This window comes from Micromonospora sp. FIMYZ51 (assembly GCF_038246755.1).
Taxonomy (GTDB): domain Bacteria; phylum Actinomycetota; class Actinomycetes; order Mycobacteriales; family Micromonosporaceae; genus Micromonospora.
Map to the genome: position 1 here is coordinate 6,464,966 of NZ_CP134706.1, position 25,860 is coordinate 6,490,825.

General features: G+C 71.4%; 20 protein-coding genes and 2 pseudogenes. 8 read left to right on the top strand and 14 right to left on the bottom strand.

Annotated features, from left to right (window positions below):
• Positions 1–37: 37 nt before the first annotated feature.
• From QQG74_RS29110 to QQG74_RS29120, 3 genes are all read right to left on the bottom strand, one after another.
• Complete coding sequence (locus QQG74_RS29110) at positions 38–1,042, bottom strand: inorganic phosphate transporter (protein WP_341721427.1); 1,005 nt, start codon at positions 1,040–1,042, stop codon at positions 38–40.
• A 10-nt stretch (positions 1,043–1,052) separates the two neighbouring features.
• Positions 1,053–1,679, bottom strand: a complete 627-nt coding sequence (locus tag QQG74_RS29115; protein ID WP_341717844.1) for a DUF47 family protein — start codon at positions 1,677–1,679, stop codon at positions 1,053–1,055.
• Positions 1,680–2,033: 354 nt separating this feature from the next.
• Positions 2,034–2,540 (bottom strand): DUF402 domain-containing protein, encoded by a 507-nt coding sequence (locus tag QQG74_RS29120; protein WP_341717845.1) that lies wholly within the window; start codon positions 2,538–2,540, stop codon positions 2,034–2,036.
• Between the two features lie 137 nt (positions 2,541–2,677).
• On the opposite strand from QQG74_RS29120, the pseudogene QQG74_RS29125 reads away from it, so the two are divergent.
• Positions 2,678–4,030 (top strand): annotated as a pseudogene (locus QQG74_RS29125) (ATP-dependent DNA helicase); the annotation flags it as partial.
• 219 nt (positions 4,031–4,249) lie between these two features.
• Positions 4,250–4,927, top strand: a pseudogene (locus QQG74_RS29130) (ATP-dependent DNA helicase); the annotation flags it as partial.
• Positions 4,928–4,978: 51 nt separating this feature from the next.
• On the opposite strand, the gene QQG74_RS29135 reads toward QQG74_RS29130, so the two are convergent.
• Positions 4,979–6,370, bottom strand: coding sequence for an AI-2E family transporter (locus tag QQG74_RS29135; RefSeq protein WP_341717846.1), 1,392 nt, complete (start codon positions 6,368–6,370; stop codon positions 4,979–4,981).
• A gap of 79 nt (positions 6,371–6,449) precedes the next feature.
• Here QQG74_RS29135 and QQG74_RS29140 point away from each other — a divergent pair, with 79 nt between their 5' ends.
• Together QQG74_RS29140 and QQG74_RS29145 are read left to right on the top strand one after the other, a co-directional pair.
• Entirely contained in the window at positions 6,450–6,788 is a 339-nt protein-coding gene (locus QQG74_RS29140; RefSeq protein ID WP_341717847.1) for a co-chaperone GroES, read from the top strand.
• 169 nt (positions 6,789–6,957) lie between these two features.
• Positions 6,958–7,125 carry a hypothetical protein gene (locus tag QQG74_RS29145; protein ID WP_341717848.1) on the top strand — a complete coding sequence of 56 codons (168 nt, stop codon included), beginning with the start codon at positions 6,958–6,960 and terminating at the stop codon, positions 7,123–7,125.
• Between the two features lie 25 nt (positions 7,126–7,150).
• On the opposite strand, the gene QQG74_RS29150 is transcribed toward QQG74_RS29145, so the two are convergent.
• Positions 7,151–8,650, bottom strand: a complete 1,500-nt coding sequence (locus tag QQG74_RS29150) for a PrsW family intramembrane metalloprotease (protein ID WP_341721428.1) — start codon at positions 8,648–8,650, stop codon at positions 7,151–7,153.
• Positions 8,651–8,703: 53 nt separating this feature from the next.
• Complete coding sequence (locus QQG74_RS29155; protein WP_341717849.1) at positions 8,704–9,918, bottom strand: FUSC family protein; 1,215 nt, start codon at positions 9,916–9,918, stop codon at positions 8,704–8,706.
• 204 nt (positions 9,919–10,122) lie between these two features.
• Here QQG74_RS29155 and QQG74_RS29160 point away from each other — a divergent pair, with 204 nt between their 5' ends.
• Positions 10,123–11,523 carry an FAD-linked oxidase C-terminal domain-containing protein gene (locus QQG74_RS29160; protein WP_341717850.1) on the top strand — a complete coding sequence of 467 codons (1,401 nt, stop codon included), beginning with the start codon at positions 10,123–10,125 and terminating at the stop codon, positions 11,521–11,523.
• 132 nt (positions 11,524–11,655) lie between these two features.
• Here the strand turns inward: QQG74_RS29160 and QQG74_RS29165 are convergent, their stop codons facing one another.
• The gene (locus tag QQG74_RS29165) at positions 11,656–12,186 is read right to left on the bottom strand and encodes a hypothetical protein (protein WP_341721429.1); all 531 of its coding nucleotides are present in this window, start codon (positions 12,184–12,186) and stop codon (positions 11,656–11,658) included.
• Positions 12,187–12,272: 86 nt separating this feature from the next.
• Complete coding sequence (locus tag QQG74_RS29170; protein WP_341721430.1) at positions 12,273–14,075, bottom strand: glycerol-3-phosphate dehydrogenase/oxidase; 1,803 nt, start codon at positions 14,073–14,075, stop codon at positions 12,273–12,275.
• A gap of 162 nt (positions 14,076–14,237) precedes the next feature.
• Between QQG74_RS29170 and QQG74_RS29175 the strand changes: the two genes are divergently transcribed.
• Positions 14,238–16,802: a S8 family serine peptidase gene (locus tag QQG74_RS29175; protein WP_341717851.1), complete on the top strand. Its 2,565-nt coding sequence runs from the start codon at positions 14,238–14,240 to the stop codon at positions 16,800–16,802.
• Positions 16,803–17,026: 224 nt separating this feature from the next.
• A complete protein-coding gene (locus QQG74_RS29180; RefSeq protein WP_341717852.1) occupies positions 17,027–17,269 on the top strand; it encodes a hypothetical protein in 243 nt (80 codons plus the stop codon).
• Positions 17,270–17,323: 54 nt separating this feature from the next.
• On the opposite strand, the gene groL is transcribed toward QQG74_RS29180, so the two are convergent.
• From groL to QQG74_RS29195, 3 genes are all read right to left on the bottom strand, one after another.
• Positions 17,324–18,946 (bottom strand): chaperonin GroEL, encoded by a 1,623-nt coding sequence (groL, locus tag QQG74_RS29185; RefSeq protein ID WP_341717853.1) that lies wholly within the window; start codon positions 18,944–18,946, stop codon positions 17,324–17,326.
• A gap of 322 nt (positions 18,947–19,268) precedes the next feature.
• On the bottom strand, positions 19,269–20,597 hold the full coding sequence (locus QQG74_RS29190) for a hypothetical protein (protein WP_341717854.1): 1,329 nt from the start codon (positions 20,595–20,597) through the stop codon (positions 19,269–19,271).
• Between the two features lie 129 nt (positions 20,598–20,726).
• A complete protein-coding gene (locus tag QQG74_RS29195) occupies positions 20,727–20,930 on the bottom strand; it encodes a cold-shock protein (RefSeq protein ID WP_013288855.1) in 204 nt (67 codons plus the stop codon).
• Positions 20,931–21,148: 218 nt separating this feature from the next.
• On the opposite strand from QQG74_RS29195, the gene QQG74_RS29200 reads away from it, so the two are divergent.
• Positions 21,149–21,670, top strand: coding sequence for a GNAT family N-acetyltransferase (locus QQG74_RS29200; protein ID WP_341717855.1), 522 nt, complete (start codon positions 21,149–21,151; stop codon positions 21,668–21,670).
• Positions 21,671–21,717: 47 nt separating this feature from the next.
• Here the strand turns inward: QQG74_RS29200 and paaN are convergent, their stop codons facing one another.
• From paaN to QQG74_RS29215, 3 genes are all read right to left on the bottom strand, one after another.
• Entirely contained in the window at positions 21,718–23,391 is a 1,674-nt protein-coding gene (paaN, locus tag QQG74_RS29205) for a phenylacetic acid degradation protein PaaN (protein WP_341717856.1), read from the bottom strand.
• 52 nt (positions 23,392–23,443) lie between these two features.
• On the bottom strand, positions 23,444–24,460 hold the full coding sequence (locus tag QQG74_RS29210; protein WP_341717857.1) for a GNAT family N-acetyltransferase: 1,017 nt from the start codon (positions 24,458–24,460) through the stop codon (positions 23,444–23,446).
• 140 nt (positions 24,461–24,600) lie between these two features.
• Positions 24,601–25,620, bottom strand: coding sequence for a GNAT family N-acetyltransferase (locus QQG74_RS29215; protein ID WP_341717858.1), 1,020 nt, complete (start codon positions 25,618–25,620; stop codon positions 24,601–24,603).
• Positions 25,621–25,860: the final 240 nt, after the last annotated feature.

Genomic DNA, 25,860 nt, shown 5'->3' on the forward strand with positions numbered 1-25,860 from the left:
ATACACCAGGCGTTAACAAGGGGCCCTTCCTTACACCTCAGCTGAACAGGGGGCGGACCAGGAAGTACATCAGGGCGCCGATGGAGCCGGCGGCCGGGAAGGTCAGGATCCAGGCACCGACGATGTTGCCGGCCACGCCCCAGCGCACGGCGGAGAGCCGTTTGGTGGCGCCGACACCCATGATCGCCGAAGTGATCGTGTGGGTGGTCGAGATCGGGGCACCGAGCACCAGCGCGTTGAAGTAGAGCACGCCACTGGCCACGGTCTCGGCCGCGAAGCCCTCCGGCGGGCGCAGGTCGATGATCTTCCGACCGAGGGTGCGGATGATCCGCCAACCACCGGCGTACGTACCGGCGGCCAGCACGGCGGCCGAGGTCCAGAACGCCCATTCCGGAATGTGGGTCGGGTCGTTCTGGTAGCCGCCGACGAAGAGGGCGAGCACCACGATGCCGATCGTCTTGGCCGCGTCCTGCATGCCGTGACCGACCGACATGGCCGCCGCCGAGGCGGTCTGGGCCCACCGGAAGCCGCGGTTCAGCTTGCCCGGGTGCCCGTTCCGGAAAAGCCACTGCACGCCGATCATCACGATGTAGCCGAGGAGGAAGCCGACCATCGGCGACAGGATCATCGGAATGATCACGCTCTCGCCGATGCCGGTCCAGAGCACCGTGCCGGAGGCCGCGACGGTCGAGCCGACCAGACCACCGATCAGGGCGTGCGAGGAGGACGAGGGCAGCCCGAAGTACCAGGTGATGATGTTCCAGGTGATCGCGCCGATCACCCCGGCGAAGACGATGCCGAGGCTGGACACGCCGGGCGGCAACTCGACCAGGCCGCTCCCGACGGTCTTGGCGACCTCGGCACCGAAGTGCGCGCCGATGAAGTTGCCGATCGCCGCCATGCCCAGGGCCACGCGGGGGGTGAGCGCCCGGGTGGAGATGCTGGTCGCGATCGCGTTCGCGGCGTCGTGGAAGCCGTTGGTGTAGTCGAACACCAGGGCCACCCCGATCACCGCCAACACCGCGATGAGCTCGGGACTCAGAGTCACAGGATCAGGACTCCTTGACCGCGATGGTCTCGACGGTGTTGGCGACGTGCTCGAAGGCATCGCACGCGGCCTCCAGCTCGTCGGCGACCTCCTTCATCTTCAACACGGTCAACGCGTCGTACTCGCCGGAGAAGAGGCGGACCAGCAGCATCCGGTACGCCTGGTCGCCGTCGTTCTCCAGCCGATTGATCTCGATCCAGTAGTCCTCAAGGTCCTTCATCGACTTCAGCCGGGGCATCGCCTCGGCGGTCAACTTCGCCTGCTGGTCGAGGACGTGCACCAGCTCGTGCATCTCTCGGGGCAGCGACGGCAGCTTGGTCAGCCCGTAGAGGTAGAGCAGGTTGCCGACCGCCTCCAGGTGGTCCATCACGTCGTCAAGCAGCGAGCCGAGGCGGTATATGTCTTCCCGGTCGAAGGGGGTGACGAAGGTCGAGTTGATCTTCTTGAACAGGTCGTGGGTGATCTGGTCGCTGTCGTGCTCGACCTCGGTGAGCCGTTCGCTCACCGACTGCACCTCGACCTCGGGCAGGGCGAGTTCGTTCAGCAGCTCGGTACCCCGGACCAGGTTCTGCGCGGCCCTGGTGAAGAGCTCGTAGAAGGCGCCCTCGTTGGGGCGGAATGAAAACCTCACAGCACGGACCTCGTCGTGTCGGTGGTTAGGGGTGGCAGCCGCCGGCCGGCGCCCTGCTGAGGGAATGCTAGGGAATCCCCAGAGCGGCAATTCGGCGGCCCACCCCTGGCCAGGCGCCATTCACTACTCGTTCACCTTCCGTTCACCTGCGCCGCCTCGTGATCCCCAGCGGTCACGTTTCGCCGCGTTGGCAAACGGCCCAGCAATACCCCGAGGGCGTGAGTGACGAACGCCGCACCACAAAGTCGGCACGCCACCAGGGCACCCCTGGATCGCGACCGGGGGCCGGGACGGACGCGCGCCGGCAGGCCGGCCAGACTGCGGGAGGGCGGCCGGATCGCGGGAGGGCGGGCCTCAGAGCACCAGGGCGAGCCACTTCCGGTACGAGGTGGCGAAGGGCTCGGTGCCGTCGCCGAGCGCACCGAGCAGCCAGCCGGCCGCCGCCTCGGCCGCCACCACCAGATCGTCCGGGTAGCCGAAACGGGCCCGATGCTCGGCGAACTCGTCCTCGTCGCGCAGCTCGACCAGGCGCGTTTCCCGCCGCCGGACCACGTCGAGATCGAGGTCGATCAGGTGCACGGTGTCCTCGCCCTCCCAGCGCGCCGGGGTGGCGATGTCGCAGTAGACCTCACTGGTCCGTGGCGGCGGGTTGAACATGCCTGTCCACCAGGCGTGGTGCGGCACCAGCAGGACGAACGGAATCTGCTCGACCGAGGGCCGGCCGTGGTAAACCGAGCTGGTCCCGGCGGGTACGCCGAGCCAGACGCCCAGATCGTCCTCGGCCAGGCGACGGGCCGGGTAGTCGCGGTGGGCGCTGCCGTCGTACTTGCGGTAGATCACACGGACCACGTCGCTCGGCATGAGTCGCACCCTAGCCGATTCCGCCCACGCCACGCCGTCGGGAACTTACCGGACAACGAGTAGGTATCCCGTCCCTGACGCGGCAACACGGCCGATCGGTGCGGCACCCCGTCAGCCCCGGCCGGTACCGTGCGACAGTGACCCCGCCCCGCACCGCCACCGGCTTCGCCTCGACAAGCGCCAAGGCCCGTCGCCGGGGTGACCGGCCGGGCGGTGCCGAAATACTCGCCGCCGCGGTCGGCGCGGTGCCCGGCGGTGCGGCCCGCCCCGGTCAGCAGCAGATGGCCACGGCGATCGAGGAGTGCGTGGCCACCGGTGAACATCTGCTGGTGCAGGCCGGCACCGGCACCGGCAAGTCGCTGGCGTACCTCGCCCCGGCGCTCACGGTCGACGGGCCGGTGGTGGTCTCCACCGCCACCCTGGCGTTGCAGTCCCAGCTCGTCGAGCACGACCTGCCCCGGCTGGCCGACGCCGTCGAGCCACTGCTCAAACGGCGGCCCACCTTCGCGGTGCTCAAGGGCCGCCACCACTACCTCTGCCTGGCCCGGCTGGAGAACTCGTCGGAGGACGAGCCGGTGGACACCCTCTTCGATCCGCCGGCCGAGCGGCCGGGTGGCGGCACCCGCTGGCTCGGTGAGGCGGGCCGGCTCGGCAAGCAGATCCAACGCCTGCGGGACTGGGCGCTGGAGACCGACACCGGCGATCGGGACGAGCTGGATCCCGGCGTCGACGACCAGGCGTGGCGGCTGGTCTCCATGCCGGCGAGGGAGTGCGTCGGGGCGGCCCGCTGCCCGTACGGCGCGGAATGCTTCGCCGAGGCGTCCCGGGCCCGGGCGCGGGAGGCCGACATCGTGGTCACCAACCACAGCCTGCTCGCGGTCGACATGCTCGCCGGCCGGCACATCGTCCCGCCGCACAAGCTGCTCGTCGTCGACGAGGCCCACGAACTGGCCGACCGGGTCTCCTCGGCGGCCCAGGCGGAGCTGACCCCGGAGCTGATCGACCGGTCCGCCCGCCGGGCCCGCCCGTTGCTGCGTCCGGAGACGGCCGAGGCGCTGACCGCGGCCGGTGACGCCCTCGCGGTCGGGCTGGCCGAGGCACCGGTCGGGCGGATCACCAGCGGCCTGCCGGACCTGCTGCGCGAGGCGTGCACACTGCTGGACGCCGCGACCCGCGCGGCCCTGGACAGCATCGGCGACATCAAGGCCGACGATCCCGACCCGGTACGCAAGCAGCAGGCCAAGGCCGTCCTCGATGAGATGTCCAGCACCGCCCAGCGGCTGCTGGAGGAGGCGGAACACGACGTGGCCTGGGTGGAGCGCAACGACGCCACCGGCCGCCGGGCGCTTGTGGTGGCCCCGCTCTCGGTCGCCGGCACGCTCGCCACCCACCTCTACGACGAGCGGACCGTGGTGGCCACCTCGGCCACCCTGGCGCTCGGCGGCCGGTTCGACACGGTGGCACGGGCGCTGGGCCTTGAAGCGCCCGCACCCGGCCCACCGTCACCGGCCGCCGCCGCCCTCGCCGAGACCACGCGCCGACCGGCCGGGGCACGGGCGGCATCTCCGGCCGGGGCACGGGCGGCATCTCCGGCCGGGGCACGGGCGGCGTCTCCGGCCGGCGATCCGGCCAGCGGCGACAGTGGCACCGGCCGCCCCGACGCCGCACCGGCCGACGGTCGTACGGGCGCCAGCGGCGGAACCGTCGACTCCGGCCCGGGTTGGCGGTCGCTGGATGTCGGCTCGCCGTTCGACTACGCCCGCCAGGGAATCCTCTACGTGGCCGCGCACCTGCCCCGCCCCGGTGCCTCCGGGCTGCCCGACGCGGCCGGTGAAGAACTCCTCGCGTTAGTCGGCGCGCTGGGTGGGCGTACGCTCGGGCTCTTCTCCTCCCGACGGGCCGCCCAGCAGGCGGCGGAGCTGCTGCGGGCGCGGACCGACCTACCCGTGCTGTTGCAGGGCGAGGAGGCGCTGCCGCTGCTGGTCCGCCGGTTCCGGGAGGAGCGGTCGAGCTGCCTGTTCGGGGTGATGTCGCTGTGGCAGGGCGTGGACGTGCCGGGTGACGCGTGTCAGCTAGTCGTGATCGACCGGCTGCCCTTTCCCCGGCCCGACGAGCCGTTGGCCGCCGCGCGGGCGGCGGCGGTGGACGCCCAGGGCGGTTCCGGCTTCGCCGCGGTCAGCGTGCCGATCGCGGCGGTCCGGCTGGCTCAGGGCGTGGGCCGGTTGATCCGGGCCACCGGCGACCGGGGTGTGGTGGCCGTGCTCGACTCCCGGCTGGAAACGGCCCGGGGCTACGGGGCGTTCCTGCGCCGCTCGCTGCCACCGTTCTGGTACACCACCCGTCCGGAGGTGGTGCGCGGCGCCCTGACCCGGCTCGCCGAGAGCTGACGCCGGGTCGCGGCCGGCCGGTCGACCCGGTCGCCGCGACGACGGACCAGGTCAGGGTGCCCGGGAGGCGACGACGACCGCGTCCGGTGGGGTGTCCGGGACGGTACGCGCGGCGAGCCGGCGCACCGCCGTGTTCAGCACCGCGATCACCGGCACCGCGACCACCGCGCCGGTGATCCCGGCGAGCACCACCCCGGCGGCCAGACCGATGATCACCGCGAGCGGGTGGATGGCCACCGCCCGACCCATGATCAGCGGCTGGAGGATGTGGCCCTCCACCTGCTGCACGCCGATCACCACCCCGAGGATGATCAACGCGGTCACCGGCCCGCTGTCCACAAGGGCCACCAGCACCGCCACCCCGCCGGAGAGGGTCGCACCGACGATCGGGATAAACGCGCCGAGGAAGACCAGGGCGGCCAGCGGGAAGGCGAACGGAATGTCGAAGATGACCAGGAAGACGCCGATGCCGACGGCGTCGATGAAGGCGACAAGCACGGTCGCCCGGACGTAGGCGACCAGGGTGGCCCAGGAGGCCCGGCCGGCGTCGTCGACCTTCCACCGCGCGGCCACCGGGAGCAGCCGGACCAGGAAGCGCCAGATGATGTTGCCGTCCCGCAGGAAGAAGAAGGTGGCGAAGAGCACCAGGACCGTACCGGTCAGCACCTCGGCCAGCGTCGCGGCGGTGGAGAGGGCGCCGCTGGTGAAGCGCTCGGTGTTGTTGTCTACCCACTGCTGTAGTTCGGTGAGGTAGCGGTCGAGGTCGTTGTCCGACAGGTGCAACGGACCGGTCTTGAGCCAGTCCTGGATCTGCTGCAATCCCTGAGTCGACTTCGCGGCCAACTCCGGAACACCCTTGATGAACTCGTTCACCACCAGAGTCAGCGTGCCGATCACTGCGGCCAGGCCGGCGACCAGCACCACCGCGGTCGCCAACGACCTCGGCAGGCGCGCCCGCAACAGCCAGCCGACCGCGGGCGCGAGCAGCGCCGACAGCAACATCGCCACGGCGAGCGGGATGATCACGATGCTTATCGTGCCGACCAGTTTCAGCAGCGCCCAGAAGACGACGCCGACGACGATCAGCCGCCACGACCAGGCGGCGGCGATCCGCAGTGCGTGCGGCACGTCCGCGTCGTCGCGGCTGGACGTGGAGTTGTGCAGGGCCGCCGGCGGAGTGTCGGCGCCGACCACGGTGGCGGCCGGTGGTGCCGCCGGGCCAGGGTGCGACGGCGAGGCCGTCCTGGCCGGCTCGGGTACGTCGGCCGGCCTGCTCCGCGCGGCGCGAACCGATTCCCGTCCCGATTCGTACGCGCGACGCAACCGCCCGCGAATCCGCTCGAACCGGCTCAAGCGCACCTCCCCCATGGTTGTGCCCTCTGCGCACAGCGTCAGGTCGGACAGGATACGCCCGAGCGCTTCACGGTAGGGCGTTTCCGCCATACCTTTGCCCGTACCGGTGCCCGTCCAACCCGGTGACCACCGGCGGCCGGCCGGCGGGCGACACGGTAGCGTCTGCGACGTGACAGCCGACCAGAACCTCGATTCCGGCCTGCCCATCCGGCTGCTGCACGACCGCGTGCTGGTACGGATGGAGGGGGGCGACGGCGAGCGGCGCTCTACCGCAGGCATCGTCATCCCGGCCACCGCCGCCGTCGGTAAGCGCCTGGCCTGGGCCACCGCCGTGGGCGTCGGGCCGCACGTCCGTTCCATCGTCTCCGGCGATCGGGTGCTCTTCGACCCCGACGACCGCTCCGAGGTCGAGTTGCACGGCCGTGGCTACGTGCTGCTGCGCGAGCGCGACGTGCACGCGGTGGCCGCCGAACGGGTCGAGGAGGACGCCACCGGGCTCTACCTCTGAGCCCGCCGGCACCACAGCGAGATCGTCCCGGCACCCGCGTGCCGGCACCACGGCGCGGCCGTCCCGAAGCCCGCGTCTCGGCTCTACCGCGAGATCGTCCCGAAGCCCGCGTCGTTTGCCGCGCTCCCCGGCGGGAAGCCAGCCGCATCACCGGCCCTGGGGAGGGACGATGCCGGTATTAGTGAAGAAGGTGCTGGCTTGGGGAAGTCTCGCGTTCCTGATCTACTTCATGGCGTTCCGGCCCGAAGGCGCGGCGGAGATGTTCCGAGCGATCGGCGCCGCCCTGCTGATGATGGCGCAGGGTCTCGGCGACTTTCTCACCAGGCTGATGGCCTGACCGCGCGCTGACGGCCCGCGCGCGGTCAGTGCCGCTGCGGCGGCCAGGGCGGCGCGGGGGGCCGCTGGCCGTACCAGCCGGGCGGGCCGTAGCCGGCAGCGAAGGCCGGTGGTGGCGGCGCAGCGGCCAGCACCACCGGAATCGGGACCACCGGCTCCTCGGGCGCCTGCACCGACCGCTGCGAACCGTCCGGGAACCGCAGATGGTACTGCCGCCCGTCCCAGACGCCGACCGGCGACTGCGGGTCCCGGCCCACAAAGTACGACCGGTAGGTGCTGATCAGTTCCAGCAGCTGCTGTTCCTCCCGCGCTGTGCGTTCCCGGTCGACGGGCCGGCGGTCCAGGCCCCGCAGCGCGCCGTCCCGCAGCAGCGCCAGCCGGGTCGCCGCGAACTGGTAACCGCGCATGGCGCGCAGTCCGGCGTCACCGGCCACCCGCCGGGCCCACACCCGGGCCGCGTGCCGCCGGCCGAGGCTGCTCAGCGCCGCGACCTCGGGCGGGGTGAGCCAGCCGGCCCGGACGTAGTCGGGCAGGGTTCGCTCGGTGAGCCGCCCCTCCCAGGCACGTAGCCACACCGCCAGACCGACCATGCCGAAGAAGATCGGCACCATCACACCGACCATGCCGACGAGCGTGATCAAAACCTCGCCGGTGGCCTCGCTCAGGGTCGGCAGCAGGTTCCAGGCCCCGTGCAGCATCATCGCCAGCAGCAGGCCGGCGAGCGGGGCGAGCACCCGGACCCGGCGGTCCGCCGTACGGGCGGCGATGCCGAGGCCGACACCGGTCATCGAGGTGAACAACGGATGGGCGAACCCGAACAGCAGGATCCGGCCGATGAAGATGGCGATCACCTGCTGGGCGCCGGTGGCCGGGCCGTACTGCTCGACACCGGCGGCGTACCCGCGCCCGCCCAGGTAGAGGATGTTCTCCACCATCGCGAAGCCGATCGCGGAAAGCCCGCAGTACACCAGCCCGTCGGTGATGCCCGACCACTCCCGGCGCCGGAAGAGCAGCAGCAGGATCGGGCCGAGCGCCTTGGTCAGCTCCTCGATGAAGGGCGCGACCAGCACTGCGGTGAGTGCGATGGGCAACCCCCGCTCCTCGAACCAACTTGCGGAAGCCTCGTTGACCAGCAACGACGCCGCAGTGGAGACGAACGCGCCCCAGGCGAAACAGAAGATCAGGTACTTGAGTGGCTCGGGCTCGTACCGGTCCAACCAGAGAAAACAGGCCACCAGGACCGGGACCGGCAGGATCGCGGCGGCCGTGCCGATCAGGAGCGCCTCGGCGCCGAGGTTGGTGCCGAGGGTGACCAGCATGAAGATCGCGGAGGCGGCGATCAGCAGGATCACCCCGGCCAGCACCAGGGCCCGCCGCCAGTTGAGCCGGCGACGTGGCATGCCGGGTACGCCGGTGCCCATTGGCGGGGCGGCGGGCACGGACGGCGACGGCGGCAAGGATCCGCCGGACGGGGTGTCGGCCATGCGGCCAGCGTAGTCATCTCCGGCCCGCCGGGCCGGGCGCATCGACAGCACCGACGGTGACCAGCGAATCAGCTACTTTTCGGGTGACCGCGCGCTCAGCCCACGGGCGGTGCGGTAGGTGGTTTCGCCGCCGGTTCCGGTCCGGCCGGCGCACCGGGCCGCTCCAACGCGCCGAAGCGCCGCCGTACCAGCCGGTTGGCCTCCTCCTGGCTGATTCCCGAGGCGACCATCAGGTCGCTGGCGGTGGTACGCACCTGGGCTACCACGACGCTGCCGGAGAATCCGACCCCCTCGGCGTACGCCTGGCCGGCCTCGGCGACCGCGCGCAGTGACCGCTCCCGCGCCTGTTCGGGCTCCTCGCCCCGGGCGAACTCGTGCTTCAGCACGCGTACCGCCTCGGCGAGATTGCTTATCGCCGCCGGCATCGCGTCCGGGACCGGCTCCGCGTCCTCGATCAGGGTCACCGCGCGCCGGATCAACGTCCCGCTGTTCCGCATCGCCCGGTCGATCGGATCGGCCGCCTCCGCGTAGTGGGTGAGTTCGCTGCGCCGGTGCCAGCGTGCCGGGGAGAGCAGGGCGGTTTCCTTGGCTCCCTCGATCGCCTCGATGAAGGTGCCCAGCTCCTCCTTGTTGTCCCGCAACCGGTCCAGCGCCTGCTGCACCTTCTCCCGGTCGCCGTCCCGCAGGCCGTCGGCGGCGTTGTCCAGTTGCTCGGCGAGCAGGTCCAGGGCCGGCCGGGCGGCCCGGTTCAGCACCCGCAGCGGATTGAGCGGCAGCAGGATCGCGGTGACCAGCAGCGCGATGGTGCCGCCGACGAGCGCGTCGATGAACCGCGGTATCTCCAGGTCCTCGACCGACGGGCTGAGCGTCACGATCAGCACCGCGGTCGCGGCGGCCTGGATCACGATCGCGACGCTGCCCCCGGCGAAGATGGTAAGCACGATGGCGGCGGTGACGACCAACCCGAGCTGCCACGGACCGGTGCCGAGGAAATAGATCAGCAGGTCGCCGACCGCCACCCCGACCCCGACCCCGGCGATCAGTTCCACGGTTCGGCGGAACCGCTGGCCCACCGAGACGGCGAGGGTGCCGACAGCGGAGATCGGAGCGAAGACCGGCTGCGGGTTACCCAGCAGCTCGTGCGCGGCCAGCCAGGACAGCCCGGCCGCCAGGCCCGCCTGAACTGCCAGGCCGAACGCCATCCGCACCCGGTGCAGCCGGTCGTGCAGGGTCGCCTTGCCTCGGCGATGCCACTGGGACATGGTCTCGGCAATCCGGGCCGAGTCCACCTCAGACAGCTGCTCGGGCATACGGTGGGGTCGCAGCAGCGAATGTAGTCGACTCCGGACCGCCATATCCGCGACTACCCACCCCAAGCCCGGACATTCCTCACTGATAGGTAAGGAAGGGCCCCTTATTAACGCCTGGTGTAGAGGAAGGGCCCCCTTTTAACATCACGCCCTCCTCGTACACCCGCTTGGTGATCACCGCTCACCGGTCGTAGCCTCGGCGGCATGGCCGCCACCTCCCTCCTCGACGACCTGCGCGCCGCTCTCGGACCGGACGCGGTGCTCACCGATCCGGACCTGCTGCGCGGGTACGAGCGGGACGAGGCCGATCTGTGCGCCGCCGGTACGCCGCTGGCCGTCACCCGGCCGCGCAACACCGAGGAGGTGGCCGCCGTGATCCGGGCGGCCGGCCGGTACGGCGTACCCGTGGTGCCGCAGGGGGCACGGACCGGGCTGGCCGGCGCGGCGAACGCGGTCGACGGCGCGGTGCTGCTCAGCACGGTGGCGATGGACGCGGTGCTGGAGATCGACCCGGTGAGCCGGATCGCGGTGGTCCAGCCTGGCGTGGTCAACGCGACGCTCAGCGCGGCAGTGGCCAAGCAGGGGCTCTGGTACCCGCCGGATCCGGGCTCCTGGGAGTCGTCCACCATCGGCGGCAACGTGGCCACCAACGCGGGCGGCATGTGCTGCGTGAAGTACGGCGTGACAAGCGAGTACGTGCTCGGTTTGGAGGTGGTGCTCGCCTCCGGCGAGGTGCTGCGCACCGGTCGGCGTACGGCGAAGGGGGTGGCCGGTTACGACCTCACCCGGCTCTTCGTCGGCTCGGAGGGCACCCTCGGCGTGATCACCGAGGTGACCGTGGCGCTGCGTCCCGCTCCGGCGGAGTCGCTGACCCTGGTGGCGGTCTTCGGCTCCACTGCGGCGGCGGGCGAGGCGGTGGCCCGGATCGCCGCCCAGGGCCTCTCCCCCAGCCTGCTCGAACTACTCGACCGCACGCACCTGGGGGCGATCGAGGCGTACCGACCGATGGGGTTGCGCACGGACGCCGAGGCGCTGCTGCTGGCCGCGGCGGACACCGGGCCGCGCGCCGCCGCGGACCTCGCCGAGTTGGCCGCCGTCTGCGAGGCCGCCGGCGCCCAGGAGGTCTACGCGGCCACCGACGCGGTGGAGGCCGCCGGCCTGTTGCAGGCCCGCCGGCTCGCACATCCGGCGATGGAGAGGTACGCCGCCGAGGCGTACCCGGGCGGCAATGGCGGCTTGATCATCGACGACCTGGCGGTGCCCCGGGGTGCGCTGGCCGCCCTGCTCGACGGGGTGGCCCGGATCGCCGCCGAATGCGAGGTGCCGATCGGTGTGGTCGGTCACGCCGGTGACGGCAACATGCACCCGAACATCGTGGTCGACCGGGCCGACCCGGCCAGCCTGGAACGCGGCCGGCGGGCCTTCGACGAGATCATGCGGCTCGGTCTGGAACTCGGTGGCACCTGCACCGGTGAGCACGGCGTCGGCCTGCTCAAGCGGGACTGGCTCGCCCGTGAGATCGGGCCGGTGGGCGTACGGGTGCATCAGGCGATCAAGGCGGCACTGGATCCGACCGGCCTGCTCAACCCGGGCAAGGTGCTCTGAGCCGGCAGGTTGCCGACCTGTTGAGCGGGTTGCCGACCTGTCAGCTGTTGAGCGGGCTGCCGACCTGTCGGGCTGTTAAAAGGGGGCCCTTCCTATACACGAGGCGTTAATAGGGGGCCCTTCCTTGCACCGCTACGGCGAGGTGAGTTGGGCGGGGGTGTTCTGGGTGAGCAGCAGCAGGATCTCCTCGGCCACCGGGGGGCGTTCCTCGCCGGGACAGTCTTGCGCAGTGATCAGGCCGGCCTGGGTCAGCAGGCTGGAGGTCAGGGCACCGATGCAGACGACCTTGTAGCCGCGTACCTCGTCGGTCTCCATCGCCAGCGCCGGGTCGGCGAGCAGCTCCTGCAACCGCTCCTGATGTTCCGCGCTGAGCACGCCGGTCGAGGTGACCCCGTCGCCCGCACAGTTGACGCATTCCCACCGGCCGTCGGGCTCCACGTTGAGGGTGCGCAGTGGTCCGTCTGTGCCCTCGTTCTGTAGCAGGCTGACCCGGTGCTTCCCGGTGTTGGCGGCACCGCCGGCACCGGGCTGGGCCCCGCCCGGCGCGCCCGGCTGTGTCGCTGGTTCGTCCTGGCCGCCGAACGGGGCGCACCCGCTGAGCACGACCGCCGCCAGCAGTGTGGCAGCGGACAGGGAGACGAGCCGTGACCTGGAAAGCGCCATCACGGGCGGAACTTACCCCACCGTAGGTAGCGAACGTAACCCGCCGGACGGGCATCCTCTGCGGACGGTCTCCAGGGGTGGATTGCTCAGCGCGGCAGCCCGGCGTCGTCAGCGCCCCGGTCCGAGGGGTATCCCCGCACGTCCGGCGCGCCCAGCCGCGCCGCGTCGGCGGTGGCGTCGTCCGGCATCAGCTGGGACTGTCGTTCGGCTTCCACCCGCGCCCGGTAGTGGGTCACCTCGCGGGCCCGCCGCGCGTCGTCCCAGCCCAGCACCGCGCCCATCAGCTCGGCCGCGTGCTCGACCGATTCCAGGCCACGGTGCGGCGTCTCGAAGGAGATCCGGGTACGCCGGGTCAGCACGTCCTCCAGGTGCAACGCCCCCTCGGCCCGGGCCGCGTACGTCACCTCGGCGGCGAGGTACTCCGGCGCACCGGCCAGCGGGGAGGCCAGCAGCGGATCGGCGTCGATAAGCGCCAGCAGGTCGCGTGTCAGGCTGCCGTAGCGCTCCAGCAGGTGCTCCACCACCCCGACCGGCACCCCGTGCCGGCGGGCCAGGTCGGCCCGGTCCCGCCACATCGACGGGTAGCCGTCCGCGCCGAGCAACGGCAGATCGGCGGTACGCGACGGCCGCTGGCCGCCGAGCCGGTGCGCGGCCCGGTCGACCACGTCGGCGGCCATCACCCGGTACGTCGTGTACTTGCCACCGGCGACCAGCAGCAGCCCGAGCATCGGCTCGATGACGGCGTGCTCCCGGGAAAGCTTGGAGGTGGAATCGGCCTCGCCGGCCAACAGCGGGCGCAGCCCGGCGTAAACGCCCTCGATGTCGGCGGTGGTGAGCGGTCGGTCCAGCACCGTGTTCACCTGCCGGAGCAGGTAGTCGATGTCGCTGGCGGAGGCCGCCGGGTGGGAGCGGTCCAGCCGCCAGTCGGTGTCCGTGGTCCCGATGATCCAGTGCCCGCCCCACGGGATGACGAAGAGGACGCTGGTGGCGGTCCGCAGGATCAGCCCGGTCTCGCCGGTGATCGCCGAGCGGGGCACCACCAGGTGCACTCCCTTGGAGGCCCGGACCCGGATCCCGGGGCGCAGCCCGACATCGTTGAGCATCCGGGACATGTCGTCGGTCCAGACGCCGGTGGCGGCGATCACGGTGCGGGCGCGTACCTCGAACTCGGCCTCCGGGGAACCGGCGGGCGCCTCCAGGTCGCGGACCCGGACCCCGGTGACCTCCCGGGCCTGCCGGATCAGCCCGACCGCCCGGGTGCTGCTCACCACGGCCGCGCCGAGGCTGGCGGCGGTACGGGCCAGCGTGACGACAAGCCGGGCGTCGTCCACCTGCCCGTCGTAGTAGCGGATGGCACCGGCCAGCGCGTCGGCGCGCAGGCTCGGGAAGATCCGGCGGGCCCCCTCCCGGCTCAGGTGCCGGTGCAACGGCATCCCCCGGCCGCCGCCGAGGAGACCGGCGAAGGCGTCGTACGCGGCCACGCCGGCGCCGTAGTAGGCGCGCCGGGCCAGGCGGGCGGGCAGGTCACGGAGGCTCCGCCCGGCGGGCAGCGGCACCAGGAACGGCACCGGACGCACCAGGTGCGGTGCCAGCCGGGTGGCCAGCAGGCCGCGCTCGGTCAGCGCCTCGTGCACCAGGCCGAATTCGAGTTGTTCCAGGTAGCGCAGCCCGCCGTGGATCAGTTTGCTGGACCGGCTGGAGGTGCCGGCCGCGAAGTCGCGAGCCTCCACCAGGGCCACCTTCAGCCCACGCGATGCCGCGTCGACGGCTGCCCCCGCACCGGTCACGCCACCGCCGATGACCAGCACGTCGAAGCGTTCGGCCCGCAGCCGACGCAGGTCGGCGGCGCGGCGGATAGGCGAGAGCTGCCCAGCTACGGACCGGGACACATGTGGATCGCGCACCCGTCCACCGTAACCCCACCGCCCCTGCCCCAACACCCCGTCGATCTTGCACTTCTGGTCGCTGGTATGTCAGGTTTCGCGGCATAGTTCCCGACGGAAAGTGCATGATCGACGGGTAATGGGGCTCGGGTTTCGTAGGGTGTGCGGATGCGGGCGGGATACTCGACATCCGGTGGTGCCGGCAGTCCCTGGGCGGTCGTCGCGGCGGTGCTTGTCGGCTGCTGGGTGGTCGCGGTCACCGTGCTCGTGCAGAGCGGCGGGTGGCTGGTCGACCAGGTGCTGCTGCTCAGTGGGCTGGACCGGCTGGTACCGCTCTGGCCGGCGCTCTGCCTGCTCACCGTGATCATGATCGGTACCGCCGCGCTGCCGCTGGCCCTGGTTCCCCGTTCGCCGGTGATCCGGGCCACCGGCCGGGCCTGGTTGGCCGGCGGGCTCGTCCTGGGCGTGCTCGGACTGCTGCGCGCGATCCCTCCGGTGCACCACGAGACGTACCTGGCCGCCCTGGCCGTCACGGCCACGCTGGTGGCGCTGGTCGCCAAGCGGGTACTCGACCGGGTTGCCGGTGCCGGGAGACACCCGACGACGACCGCGCCGACCGCGGCCGGCCCGTACCCGACGACGACGCCCGCGACGAGCGCGACGCCCCCGACCGGCCCGTACCCGACGACGCCCGCGACGAGCGCGACGCCCCCGACCGGCCCGTACCCGGCGGCGACGCCCGCGACGAGCGCGACGCCGCCGACCGGCCCGTACCCGCCGGGCCGCTCGCCGACCGCTGCCCGGCGGGCGCGACCGGAGGTCGGCACGCTGCTCGCGATGGCTGCCGGGTTGGCCCTGCTGCTGCCCTGGGTCTGGGTCGGCGCGCTCGGCGGGCTGCTGGAGACCCTGCTCGCCGGGTTGGCCGCGGCGGCCGTCGGGATCCTGGCCGGGAGCCTGCTGGACGCCCGGTTCTGGGGTCACTTCGCGGCTGGCGAGCCACCCCGGCCAACCCGGCGGGTGCTGCTGGGCGGCCTGGTCGCGGGGGTGGTGCTGCTGCTCGTCGGCGCGGGTGTCGGCCAGTCCGGCGCCCAGCTGCCACTGCTGCTGACGCTGCCGCCGATCGGCTTCGCGCTGGCCGCGCTACCGGCCGTGGATCATCGCCGGACGCCCACCGCCTGGCTGGTGGGGCTCGGCGTGCTCGGTCCGCTGACCTTCACCGACCCGGAGGAGATCAGCCTGCTGCTGGCCACCACCCGGGACGTGCCGTTCTGGGTGGCGGTCGCCGCCGGTGCCGGACTCGTCATCGCGATCCTGCTCGCCATCGCGTACGGCCTGTGGCTGGCCCGCCCCACGGCACGTCCACCCCGTCGGGCGGTGGCCGGGACGATCGCCGTGGTGCTGCTGGTCGCGGTCGGCACGGTCGCCGTCACCGCCGGCCAGCCCGGTCTGCACGGCGAACGGCTCTTCGTGGTGCTGCGCGAACAGGCGGACCTCGGCGGCCTGCCCACCGGGCCGGGAAAGGAGGGTCGGGACGCCCGCGCCGCACAGGTCTATCAGCGGTTGGTCGCGACCGCCGAGCGGAGCCAGGCCGACCTGCGCCGGGAACTGCGCCGGCTGCGGCTGCCGCACACCCCGTACTACCTGGTGAACGCCATCGAGGTGGACGGCGGGCCGGCGGTACGCGCCTGGCTGGCCAGCCGATCCGAGGTGGACCGGGTCCTGGTCAGCCAGCGGCTGCGCCCGTTGCCGTCGTTGGCGGGTGCGACCGAGGGCAGTGCGCCGGCACCGAGCCGCCCGCCCTGGAACATCACCCTGATCGGCGCGGACCGGGTCTGGTCCGAACTGGGCGTCAACGGCACCGGGGTAACCGTGGGCAGTTCGGATTCCGGTGTGGACGGCGGGCATCCGGCGCTGGCCGAGGGCTTCCGGGGCGGCGACGATTCGTGGTTCGACCCGTGGAACGGCACCCGGACGCCGACGGATCGCAGCGGGCACGGGACCCACACCGCAGGCAGCGCGGTCGGCCGGGGCGGCATCGGCGTGGCACCGGCCGCCGGCTGGGTGGGCTGCGTCAACCTCGACCGCAACCTGGGCAACCCGGCGGCCTATCTCGACTGTCTCCAGTTCATGCTGGCGCCCTTTCCGCCGGACGGCGATCCGTTCACCGATGGTCGGCCCAACCGAGCACCGGAGATCCTGACCAACTCGTGGGGCTGTCCGCCGATCGAGGGGTGTGATCCCCGGGCGCTCCGGCCGGCCGTGGACGCGCTGGAGGCCGCCGGCATCCTCGTCGTCGCGGCGGCCGGAAACACCGGCCCGTTCTGCGATTCCGTGCAGGACCCACCCGCGCCGTACCCGGACGTGCTTACCGTCGGGGCGGTGGACGAGCAACGCCGGGTGACCGACTTCTCCAGCCGGGGGCCGACGGCCGGGGTGACCAAGCCGGATCTGATGGCGCCGGGAGCGGACGTCCTCTCCGCGATGCCGGGCGGCGGCTACGCCAGGCTCGACGGCACCTCGATGGCCACCCCGCAGGTGGCGGGGGTGGTGGCGCTGATGTGGTCGGCCAATCCGGAACTCGTCGGCGACCTGGACCGGACCCGGCAGATCCTGCGCTCCACGGCCACCCGGGTCCAGGCACCGTCCGGAAGCGGGGACTGTGGTGGCGAGCGGAACGTGGTCGGCGCCGGGCTTGTCGACGCGTACGCGGCAGTCGAAGCCGCCATGGGCTGAGTCGGCGTCATACCGCTTGTCGGCTTCCTGCCCGTCGACGCACCCGGGCCGGGGCGAGGAGGCGGCGGTGCGGCTGGAGCGGCGGGGCAGCGGGCGGGCGCGTGAGCGGCATCTCGGCACACCCAAAATGCATAAAAGGGGGTGAATAGCCTATAGGCCCCGATAATGCCGTTCAGCCGCCCCGGCCATCGACGGCCCCCTACCGTTTGCGTAAGGAGGCAGCCATGAGCACGGACGACGATCACACCAAGGACGTCCCGCCCGTCACCTGGGCCCCGGTCCACGAACTCCCGGGCCAACTGCCGATCGACCGGCTCGACTACGGCGACGCCGAGCAGTTGGCGGAGATGTCCGGGGCCGCCGAACCGCCTGAGGAACCACTCATCCTGGTGGACGAGCCGGTTCCGCACCGTCCGCCGTACGGCCGAGCACAGAAGCGGCGCAACCAGCGCCCGTTACCGAGATAGGAAAAAGGGCGGACCGCTGACGCGGTCCGCCCTTTTTCGGCGTTGGAGCTGGACTCAGAAGTCCATGTCCCCGCCACCCGGGCCAGCCGGGGCGGCCGGGGTCTTCTCCGGCTTGTCCGCCACCACGGCCTCGGTGGTGAGGAACAGCGCGGCGATCGACGAGGCGTTCTGCAGCGCCGACCGGGTCACCTTGGCCGGGTCGATGATGCCCGCGGCCAGCAGGTCCACGTACTCGCCGGTCGCGGCGTTCAGGCCGTGACCCGAGTCGAGGTTGCGCACCCGCTCGACCACGACGCCGCCCTCAAGGCCGGCGTTGACGGCGATCTGCCGCAGCGGGGCGTCCAGCGCGATCTTGACGATCTGCGCGCCGGTCGCCTCGTCGCCGGCCAGGTCCAGCTTGTCGAAGGCGGTCTTGCCGGCCTGCACCAGCGCGACACCACCACCGGGGACGATGCCCTCCTCGACGGCGGCCTTGGCGTTGCGGACGGCGTCCTCGATGCGGTGCTTGCGCTCCTTGAGCTCGACCTCGGTGGCCGCGCCGACCTTGATCACCGCAACGCCGCCGGCCAGCTTGGCCAGCCGCTCCTGCAGCTTCTCGCGGTCGTAGTCGGAGTCGCTCTTGTCGATCTCGGCCCGGATCTGGTTGACCCGGCCCTGGATCTGCTCGGCGTCGCCGGCACCGTCGACGATGGTGGTCTCGTCCTTGGTCACCACGACCTTGCGGGCGCGGCCCAGCATGTCGAGGCTGACGGCGTCCAGCTTGAGGCCGACCTCCTCGCTGATGACCTGGCCACCGGTGAGGATGGCGATGTCGGTAAGCATGGCCTTGCGGCGGTCACCGAAGCCCGGCGCCTTGACGGCGACCGACTTGAAGGTGCCCCGGACCTTGTTGACCACCAGGGTGGCCAGGGCCTCGCCCTCCAGGTCCTCGGCGATGATCAGCAGCGGCTTGCCCGACTGCATGACCTTCTCCAGGATCGGGAGCAGGTCCTTGACCGACGAGATCTTGCTGTTGGCGATCAGGATGTACGGGTCGTCGAAGACGGCCTCCATACGCTCCGGGTCGGTCATGAAGTACGCGGAGATGTACCCCTTGTCGAAGCGCATGCCCTCGGTGAGCTCCAGCTCCAGCCCGAAGGTGTTGCTCTCCTCGACGGTGATGACGCCTTCCTTGCCGACCTTGTCCATCGCCTCGGCGATGATCTCGCCGACGCTGCTGTCACCAGCGGAGATGGAGGCGGTGGAGGCGATCTGCTCCTTGGTCTCGACGTCCTTGGCGAGCTTCAGCAGCTCCTCCGAGACGTTCGCGACCGCGGCCTCGATGCCCCGCTTCAGGGCCATCGGGTTGGCACCGGCGGCCACGTTGCGCAGGCCCTCGCGAACGAGAGCCTGAGCCAGGACGGTCGCCGTCGTCGTGCCGTCACCGGCCACGTCGTCGGTCTTCTTGGCGACCTCCTTGACCAGCTCAGCGCCGATCTTCTCGTACGGGTCCTCGAGCTCGATCTCCTTGGCGATGCTCACACCATCGTTGGTGATGGTGGGGGCACCCCACTTCTTCTCGAGCACGACGTTGCGGCCCTTCGGGCCGAGGGTCACCTTCACGGCGTCGGCGAGCTGGTTCATGCCCCGCTCGAGGCCGCGGCGCGCCTCTTCGTCGAACGCGATCATCTTGGCCATACGGCGTTGTCCTCCTGGACACTCACGGGCCACCCGAGTGTGTGCCCCGGATGGGCCGCCTGGTGTACGCACCTTGGGACGTCGCCACCTGGCGACGACGACGTCTCCTCGGCCGGGCCGGATAGCCCGCGACGACCGGCCGCGTGCCCCACCCGTGGTCTCTCGCCACGAGCGCGGCTGCGGCCCCACCGCCCCGACCATTGGCACTCACACTACGCGAGTGCCAATGACTTGTTTAGCACTCTGCCCTGTCGAGTGCAAGCACGACCGCCCGGATCAGCCGACTTCGCGCGCCCGGATCAGCCGACGTTGCGCGCCGGGATCAGCCGAGTTCGGCCGCCAGTTGCGCGCTGTTCACCGGCCCCTCGTGGGCCCGCTGTTCGGCGTACGTGACGACAAGTCCGACCAGCTGGGCGACGTGTGCCGGCAACGCCAGCAGGGCTGAGGCGGTGATCACCAGTACGGCACCGACGGTCGCGCCCGGGGACTCGAACGGCGTCACGCCGAACGGCAGCAGTCCGAGCGACTCCACCGCGCCACCGAGGAAGGAGACCGCGACCACAGCCGCCAGCACCAGCGCCACCCGGCCGAGCAGCAGGCCCAGCCGGTCGCGCAGCATCCGGTGCGACCGGCCGATCGGGTCACGCCGCTCGAAGAGGTAGACCGGTCCGGCCATGGCCAGCGCGAACCCCGCGTACACGCCGGGCAGAAAGCAGAGACAGAAGCCGATTGTCATGATCAGCATGAAGACGAGCGTCCAACCCCAGAGGCCCGGTGCGCGGCGCAGGCCGTAACGCAGGGCGGCCCCGAACTCGACCGGCTGACCGGCCGCCTGCCGGGTGATCACCCAGGTACCGGCGGCCCAACCGACACACTGCACCAGACCGAGGATCAGGCTGCCCCCGATCAACACGGTCATGAACGTGGCCAGGTCGATCAGGAAAGTGGGGGGCAATGCATCGGCGTCACTGGCCATCTGGGTTTCCCAGCGGGCCGACGGGTCCACCGCCAGCCCGAAGACCGACAGCACCACCGCCGGTAGCACCTGGGTGAGCAGCATGATCGGCAACAGCAGTGCCCAGCCCCGGCGGACCACTCCCGTGCAGCGCGCGAACCAACCGCCGATGCCGACAGCGGGCGGGGTGACAAGCGGATCCCCGAGATCAAGACCGTACCCGGCCGGCTGGTACCAGCCATAGGGCGGATAACCCGGATAACCGCCCGGTGCCGGATAGCCACCCGACGCCGGATAACCACCCGGCGCGGGATAGCCACCCGACGCCGGATAACCACCCGATGCCGGATCACCACCGGGTGCCGGATAACCACCCGGCGCCGGATAACCACCCGATGCCGGATCACCACCGGGTGCCGGATAACCACCCGGCGCGGGATAGCCACCGGGTGCCGGATAGCCGCCCGGCGCCGGATAACCACCCGATGCCGGATCACCATCCGTACCGGGATGACCGCCCCGGGCGGGTGAGGCGTCCGGCGTTCCCCGGTCAGCACCGGGGACGGGGGTGCCCGGCGGTGGTGGGCCGGGAGCGGTGGGGTCAGCCGGCAGTGGCTGGGGTCGACCGGTGGCGGGGTCCGGCTCGCCGGGTGACGGCGACAGCGGCGGACCCGCCGGGGGTGACTGGTCGGACATGGGACTCCTCAGCGACGGCTGGATCGACCCATGATCTTCCCTTGTGAGGTACCCGGACCGCAGCCCCCTGCGGCCGCGATCACGTCACCCCCACCGACGGTCGGGCCGGCGGGGCGGTGAGGTGTGCACTCAGGCGATGACGCGCACCCGCTCGGCCTGGGGGCCCTTCTGACCCTGGGCGATCTCGAACTCCACCCGCTGGCCGTCGTCCAGTGCCTTGTAGCCGTCCATCTCGATCGCCGAGAAGTGAACGAAGACGTCCTGTCCGCCGTCGACGGCGATGAAGCCGTAGCCCTTTTCGGCGTTGAACCACTTCACGGTGCCCTGTGCCACGGTGTTTTCCTCACTCTGCACGGCGTTTCACTACCTCGGAGAGCCGGCTCGCCGGCAACCCGAATGCACCGTCACGGCGATCGGAGGCGACCGCTGAAACGGTGACCGAAATCGCACGGTACACGAGGAGTGACGATGGCGCACGACCACAAAACGGGCGCATTCCGACGACCCACATCGTCGTACGTCATTGTGATATGCATGCGGGTGTGAAAAGGGTGGCGGACCAGGCGGGCCTCCGGCGCGCGGACATCCGGCGGGTCCGGGCCACGGACGCCGGCCGGATGCGCGCACTGCGGCTGGAAATGCTCGCCGACGCCCCGCTGGCCTTCCTGGAGACGCTCGCCGAGGCGGCGGCCCGCCCGCACGCCGAGTACGCCGACCGGATCGCCCAGGTCTCGACCGGCACCACAAACGCCCAGTTCATCGCGGACACGGGCGACCGGCTGGTCGGCCACATCGGCGGCATCGTGCACCCTGCGGAGCCCGGGGTGACGGTGCTCTACGCGATCTACATAACCCCGGCCTGGCGGGGCAGCGGCCTGCTCGCGGACCTGGTCGCGGCGGCAGCCGCCTGGTCCCGACGGTGCCAGCGCGACGAGTTGATGCTTGAGGTGGTGGTGGGCAACGAGCGCGCCTACCGGGCCTACCAGCGGGTGGGCTTCGTCGACACCGGCGTCCGCGTCCCGCACCCCACCGTCCCGGCCCTGCGCGAACTTCAGATGCGCCGCTCCGCCTGAGCGGAGGTGGGGGTTCCGGGCGGCCCGAAACCCCCGACACCGCACGATCAGACGTGCCGGCGGCTCTGCACGATGCGGAACCGGTTCGCCACGTACGCGCCGTCGGTCAACGCCGAGTTGGCCGCCGCGTTCGCCCCACTGCCGTGGAAGTCGGAGAAGGCTGCCGACTGGTTCACGAAAACCCCGCCGGTGAGGTTTGCCGACAGGTGCACCCCGGCCTCGATTGCGGCGTTCTCGGTGGCGTCAAGCACCGCCTCGTCGGTGGAGTAGACGCCTGCGGTAAGCGCGCCCTTCTCCCCCACCGTCGAGCGGAGGATCTCCAGGCTGTGCGCGGTGGAGTCGGTGGCGATGGCGAAGGAGATCGGCCCGAACCACTCCCGCGAGTAGGTCGCGGTGTCGTTGGCGTCCAGCTTGACGATTGTCGGCGTACGCACGACGGCGCCCGGGAAGGCAGGGTGCTCGACGGTACGCGACTCCAGCACCGGCTCACCGACCTTGGTGACCTCGTCCAGCCGCTCCAGCACCCCGTCGTTGACGATCGCGCCGGTCAGTTCGACGCCTCGGGCCGGGTCGGCGGTGATCTTGCCGACCGCCGCGGCAATTCCGGCGGCCACCTCGTCGAAGCTCTTGCGCCCCTGGTCGGTGTCGATGCCGTCCCGGGGAATGAGGATGTTCTGCGAGGTGGTGCACATCTGGCCGCTGTAGAGCGTGAGCGTGAAGCCCAGGTTGCGGCACATCCCGGCGAAGTCGTCGGTGGAGTCCACGACCACCGTGTTCAGGCCGGCCTTTTCGGTGTAGACCGCCGCCTGCCGGGCGTTGGCCTCCAGCCAGTCGCCGTACTCGGAGGAACCGGTGAAGTCGACGATCTTCACGGCCGGGTGCAGCGCCAGGGTCGAGGCCAGCTTCTCGCCGGGGGCCTCGGGGGCGAGCAGCACCAGGTTCGGGTCGAAGCCCGCCTCGGCGAGCACCTCCCGGGCGTACCGGACGGTGATGGCCAGCGGGAGTACGGCGCGCGGGTGCGGCTTGACCACCACCGGGTTGCCGGTGACAAGCGAGGCGAAGAGACCCGGGTACGAGTTCCAGGTCGGGAACGTGTTGCAGCCGATGACCAGGGCGACGCCCCGGGGCACCACATGGAAGGTCTTGGTCATCCGCAGCGGGTCACCCTTGCCGGCGGCCTTCTCCCAGCTCGCCGTACCCGGGTGCCGGGTCATCTCCGCGTACCCGTAGGCGAGCGCCTCCAGGGCACGGTCGAGGGCGTGCGCGCCGCCGGCCTGGAAGGCCATCACGAACGCCTGTCCGCTGGTGAACTGCACCGCGTTGGCCAGCTCGAAGACGTTCTTGTGCAGCCGGTCGAGGATCTCCAGGCAGACGCCGACCCGGGTCTGCGGGCCGGCGTCGCGCCAGGCCGGCAGGGCCGTGGACGCGGCAGCGACGAGTTGGTCAGCGGTGGCGTGCGGGTAGCTGACGTCAAGCGCGACGCCGAACGGGCTGGTCTCGGTGGCCACCCGGTCGCCGTCGGCGGGCTGGTCGAGCGGGAAGTCTCCGCCCAGGTACGCCTCGAAGGCCGCCTTGCCGTCGGCGGCGGCGGTCTCGCCGTACACCCGGGGGCTTGGTGATTCCGGATAGGCGGACCAGTACCCGCGCTCCGTGATCGCGGTCAGCGCGCGGTTGAGGGTCTCGGCGTGCCTGTCGTACAGGGGGTGCGGGGTGTCCGTCATGCCCGCCATCATGCAACAGAAACCCTCGCGATCAGTAGAGGGCTGTCACAACTTAGATGGTGAGCTGCCAGTCCGCACAGCTCTCGGCCGCCCGATAGCCGAGCTGCTCGTTGATGCTCACCATGTGATCGTTCACCGCCGCGTTCCAGGTGTCGATCGCCCGCAGCTCCGGCTCGTGCGTCAGCACGTGCCGCAAATTCTCGATCTTCACCAGCAGACCGAGCCGGTGTCCCCGGTGCGTCGGGTCGACGATGGTGATCTCCTGCCAGGCGTGCCACGCCGTCGACGGGCCGGCCTGGATCATCGTCCAGGCGACCAGCCGCCCGGTCTGCTCGTGCACCGCCCCCAGGTGGTAGCGCCGCCGGCCGCGCAACGCCTGGAACCGCTCGATCTTCCGGATCCGGGTGGCGTCCACCTTCTCCCCCTCCACCGTGAGGTCACCGGTCGGCGCGTCGGTGAGCAGCCGGCCCTCAAGTCGGGCCACGTCGGCCACGTACTCCTCGGGGGCCGCGCCGCGCCACGCCACCGTGCGGTAGCCGGCCGCCCGCGACCGGGCATGCTCGTGCAGCGCGGTGAGCAACGCCTCGTCGAGCCGGGTGATGTCCAGCCGGCGACGCACCATCGGCAACGCGGCCTGCGCGCCGACCGCCGCCGCGAACGCCTCACCTGGCGCCTGCCGGTCGACTCCCGGCGGCACGCCGCCGACCTCCGCGATCAGCCGCCTGCGGCCGTGCCCGGCGGCCACCTCCTGGGCGTACGCGAGCAGCGCCCGGCCCACGCCGCGTCGCCGGTGGGCCGGCTCGACGAAGATCTCGACCAGGCCGTTCTCGGTGTTCTCCAGCTGCGGCAGGCGTAGCCACAGGTAGCCGACGGCCTCGCCGCCGTGCCGGGCCAGTGCGCGGTGGATCAGGCTGCCGTAGGGCGGATGGGCCGCGACCAGGCCGAACTCGGCGCGGTCGCCGGCCGGCACATCGGGCGCGTCGACCGCCTGGGCCGCCGCGAAGATCCGGTAAGCGTCGTCAAGCGCCGCCTCGTCGGAGGGCTCGAACGGGGTGACGGCAATGTCCATGGCCGGGAGCCTGCCCGCCACCGACCTGCCACCGCCACCGGATTTCTGCTCGGTCAGGGCACGGGTCGTCCCCTTTCCACCTCGGTCAGTGGCACCGGCTCCTCCTCGTCACAGCTCCTCCTCGTCACAGCTCCTCCTCGTCACAGCGACAGTTGCCAGTTGCTCCACTGATCGAGCACCCGGAAGCCAAGCCGCTCGTTGATGGCGATCATGTGGTCGTTGCTCGCCGCGTTCCAGGTGTCGATGGCCCGCACCGCCGGCTCGTGGGCGAGCAGGTGCCGCAGGTTCTCGATCTTGGCGAGCAGGCCGAGTCGGTGCCCCCGGTGATCCGGATCGACGATCGTGATCTGCTGGTACGCGTGCCAGTCCGCGGCGGCACCCAGATCCAGCAGCGTCCAGGCGACCAGCCGGCCGGATGCGGTGTGCCGGACCCCGGCGTGGTAGCGCCGCCGACCCCGCGCCTCGAGCACCTGCTCGGTAGCGCGTACCCGCTCCGCGTCCACCTGCTCCGGCTCCCACGCCAGGTCGCCCATTGGCGCGTCGACGAGCAGCCGACCGTCCAGGTACGCCACATCGGCGATCAACTCGTCCGGTGTGTCCCCACGCCAGAACAGCACCTCGTACCCGGTGGCGCGGCCCCGGGCCTCGGCCAGCAGCGCGTCCAGGTGTGCCTGGTCGAGACGGGCGGTGTCGAGTCGCCGCCGCACGTCGGGCAGGGCGTCGACCGCGCCGACGCTGAGGGCGAAGGCGCTTCCCGGTGACGGGCGGTCGGGCTGGCCGGGAAGGTGTGCCTGGCTCATCGCGCTCACCCGTCGGCGTCCGCGCTCGCGCAGCACGGCGACGCCATGCTCGTACAGCGCCCGGCCCACACCCCGCCGCCGGTACGCCGGATGCACGACCAGCTCGGCGGAGGCGTTGTCGGTGTTGTCCAGCTGCGGCAGGTCGAGCATCAGCAGGCCGGCCGGTTCGCCGTCGACCCGGGCCAGCAGGTGGATCGGTTCGTTGCCCGGCATCGGTTGGCGGAGCAGGGTCATGAACCGCCGACGGCAGAACGGCGGAAAGTCCGGCATATCGGCGGCCACCTGTGCGGCACCGACCTGATAAGCCTGCTCGATGGCGGCCTCGTCGGCGGCTCCGAGACGGGTGACACTGATCCTCATGTCCGCAGCGTGCGCCACGGACAGCGCAACGGGCCAGCGAATATTCGCTGGCCCGTTCGCACGTTGGTCGGGAGGGTCGATCGCACAACGCCTCCGGCGTTGGGTCGTACAGACTAAAAGTCTCCGGCGAAACGCCCTCCCGCACGGAGCATCTTGCGCCGTCCGGTTCCTGTCGTCAAGTCCCCGCCCGCGCGTTTCGCAGAATGCAAGGAAGGGCCCCTTATTAACGCCTGGTGCATA

Bases quoted from the DNA above. Each gene is read 5' to 3' on its own strand.
- QQG74_RS29120 (WP_341717845.1), bottom strand. From the start codon at position 2,540: ATGCCGAGCGACGTGGTCCGTGTGATCTACCGCAAGTACGACGGCAGC.
- QQG74_RS29135 (WP_341717846.1), bottom strand. From the start codon at position 6,370: ATGGCGGAAACGCCCTACCGTGAAGCGCTCGGGCGTATCCTGTCCGAC.
- QQG74_RS29145 (WP_341717848.1), top strand. From the start codon at position 6,958: ATGCCGGTATTAGTGAAGAAGGTGCTGGCTTGGGGAAGTCTCGCGTTC.
- QQG74_RS29150 (WP_341721428.1), bottom strand. From the start codon at position 8,650: ATGCGCCCGGCCCGGCGGGCCGGAGATGACTACGCTGGCCGCATGGCC.
- QQG74_RS29155 (WP_341717849.1), bottom strand. From the start codon at position 9,918: ATGCCCGAGCAGCTGTCTGAGGTGGACTCGGCCCGGATTGCCGAGACC.
- QQG74_RS29160 (WP_341717850.1), top strand. From the start codon at position 10,123: ATGGCCGCCACCTCCCTCCTCGACGACCTGCGCGCCGCTCTCGGACCG.
- QQG74_RS29165 (WP_341721429.1), bottom strand. From the start codon at position 12,186: ATGGCGCTTTCCAGGTCACGGCTCGTCTCCCTGTCCGCTGCCACACTG.
- QQG74_RS29175 (WP_341717851.1), top strand. From the start codon at position 14,238: ATGCGGGCGGGATACTCGACATCCGGTGGTGCCGGCAGTCCCTGGGCG.
- QQG74_RS29180 (WP_341717852.1), top strand. From the start codon at position 17,027: ATGAGCACGGACGACGATCACACCAAGGACGTCCCGCCCGTCACCTGG.
- groL (WP_341717853.1), bottom strand. From the start codon at position 18,946: ATGGCCAAGATGATCGCGTTCGACGAAGAGGCGCGCCGCGGCCTCGAG.
- QQG74_RS29190 (WP_341717854.1), bottom strand. From the start codon at position 20,597: ATGTCCGACCAGTCACCCCCGGCGGGTCCGCCGCTGTCGCCGTCACCC.
- paaN (WP_341717856.1), bottom strand. From the start codon at position 23,391: ATGACGGACACCCCGCACCCCCTGTACGACAGGCACGCCGAGACCCTC.
- QQG74_RS29210 (WP_341717857.1), bottom strand. From the start codon at position 24,460: ATGGACATTGCCGTCACCCCGTTCGAGCCCTCCGACGAGGCGGCGCTT.
- QQG74_RS29215 (WP_341717858.1), bottom strand. From the start codon at position 25,620: ATGAGGATCAGTGTCACCCGTCTCGGAGCCGCCGACGAGGCCGCCATC.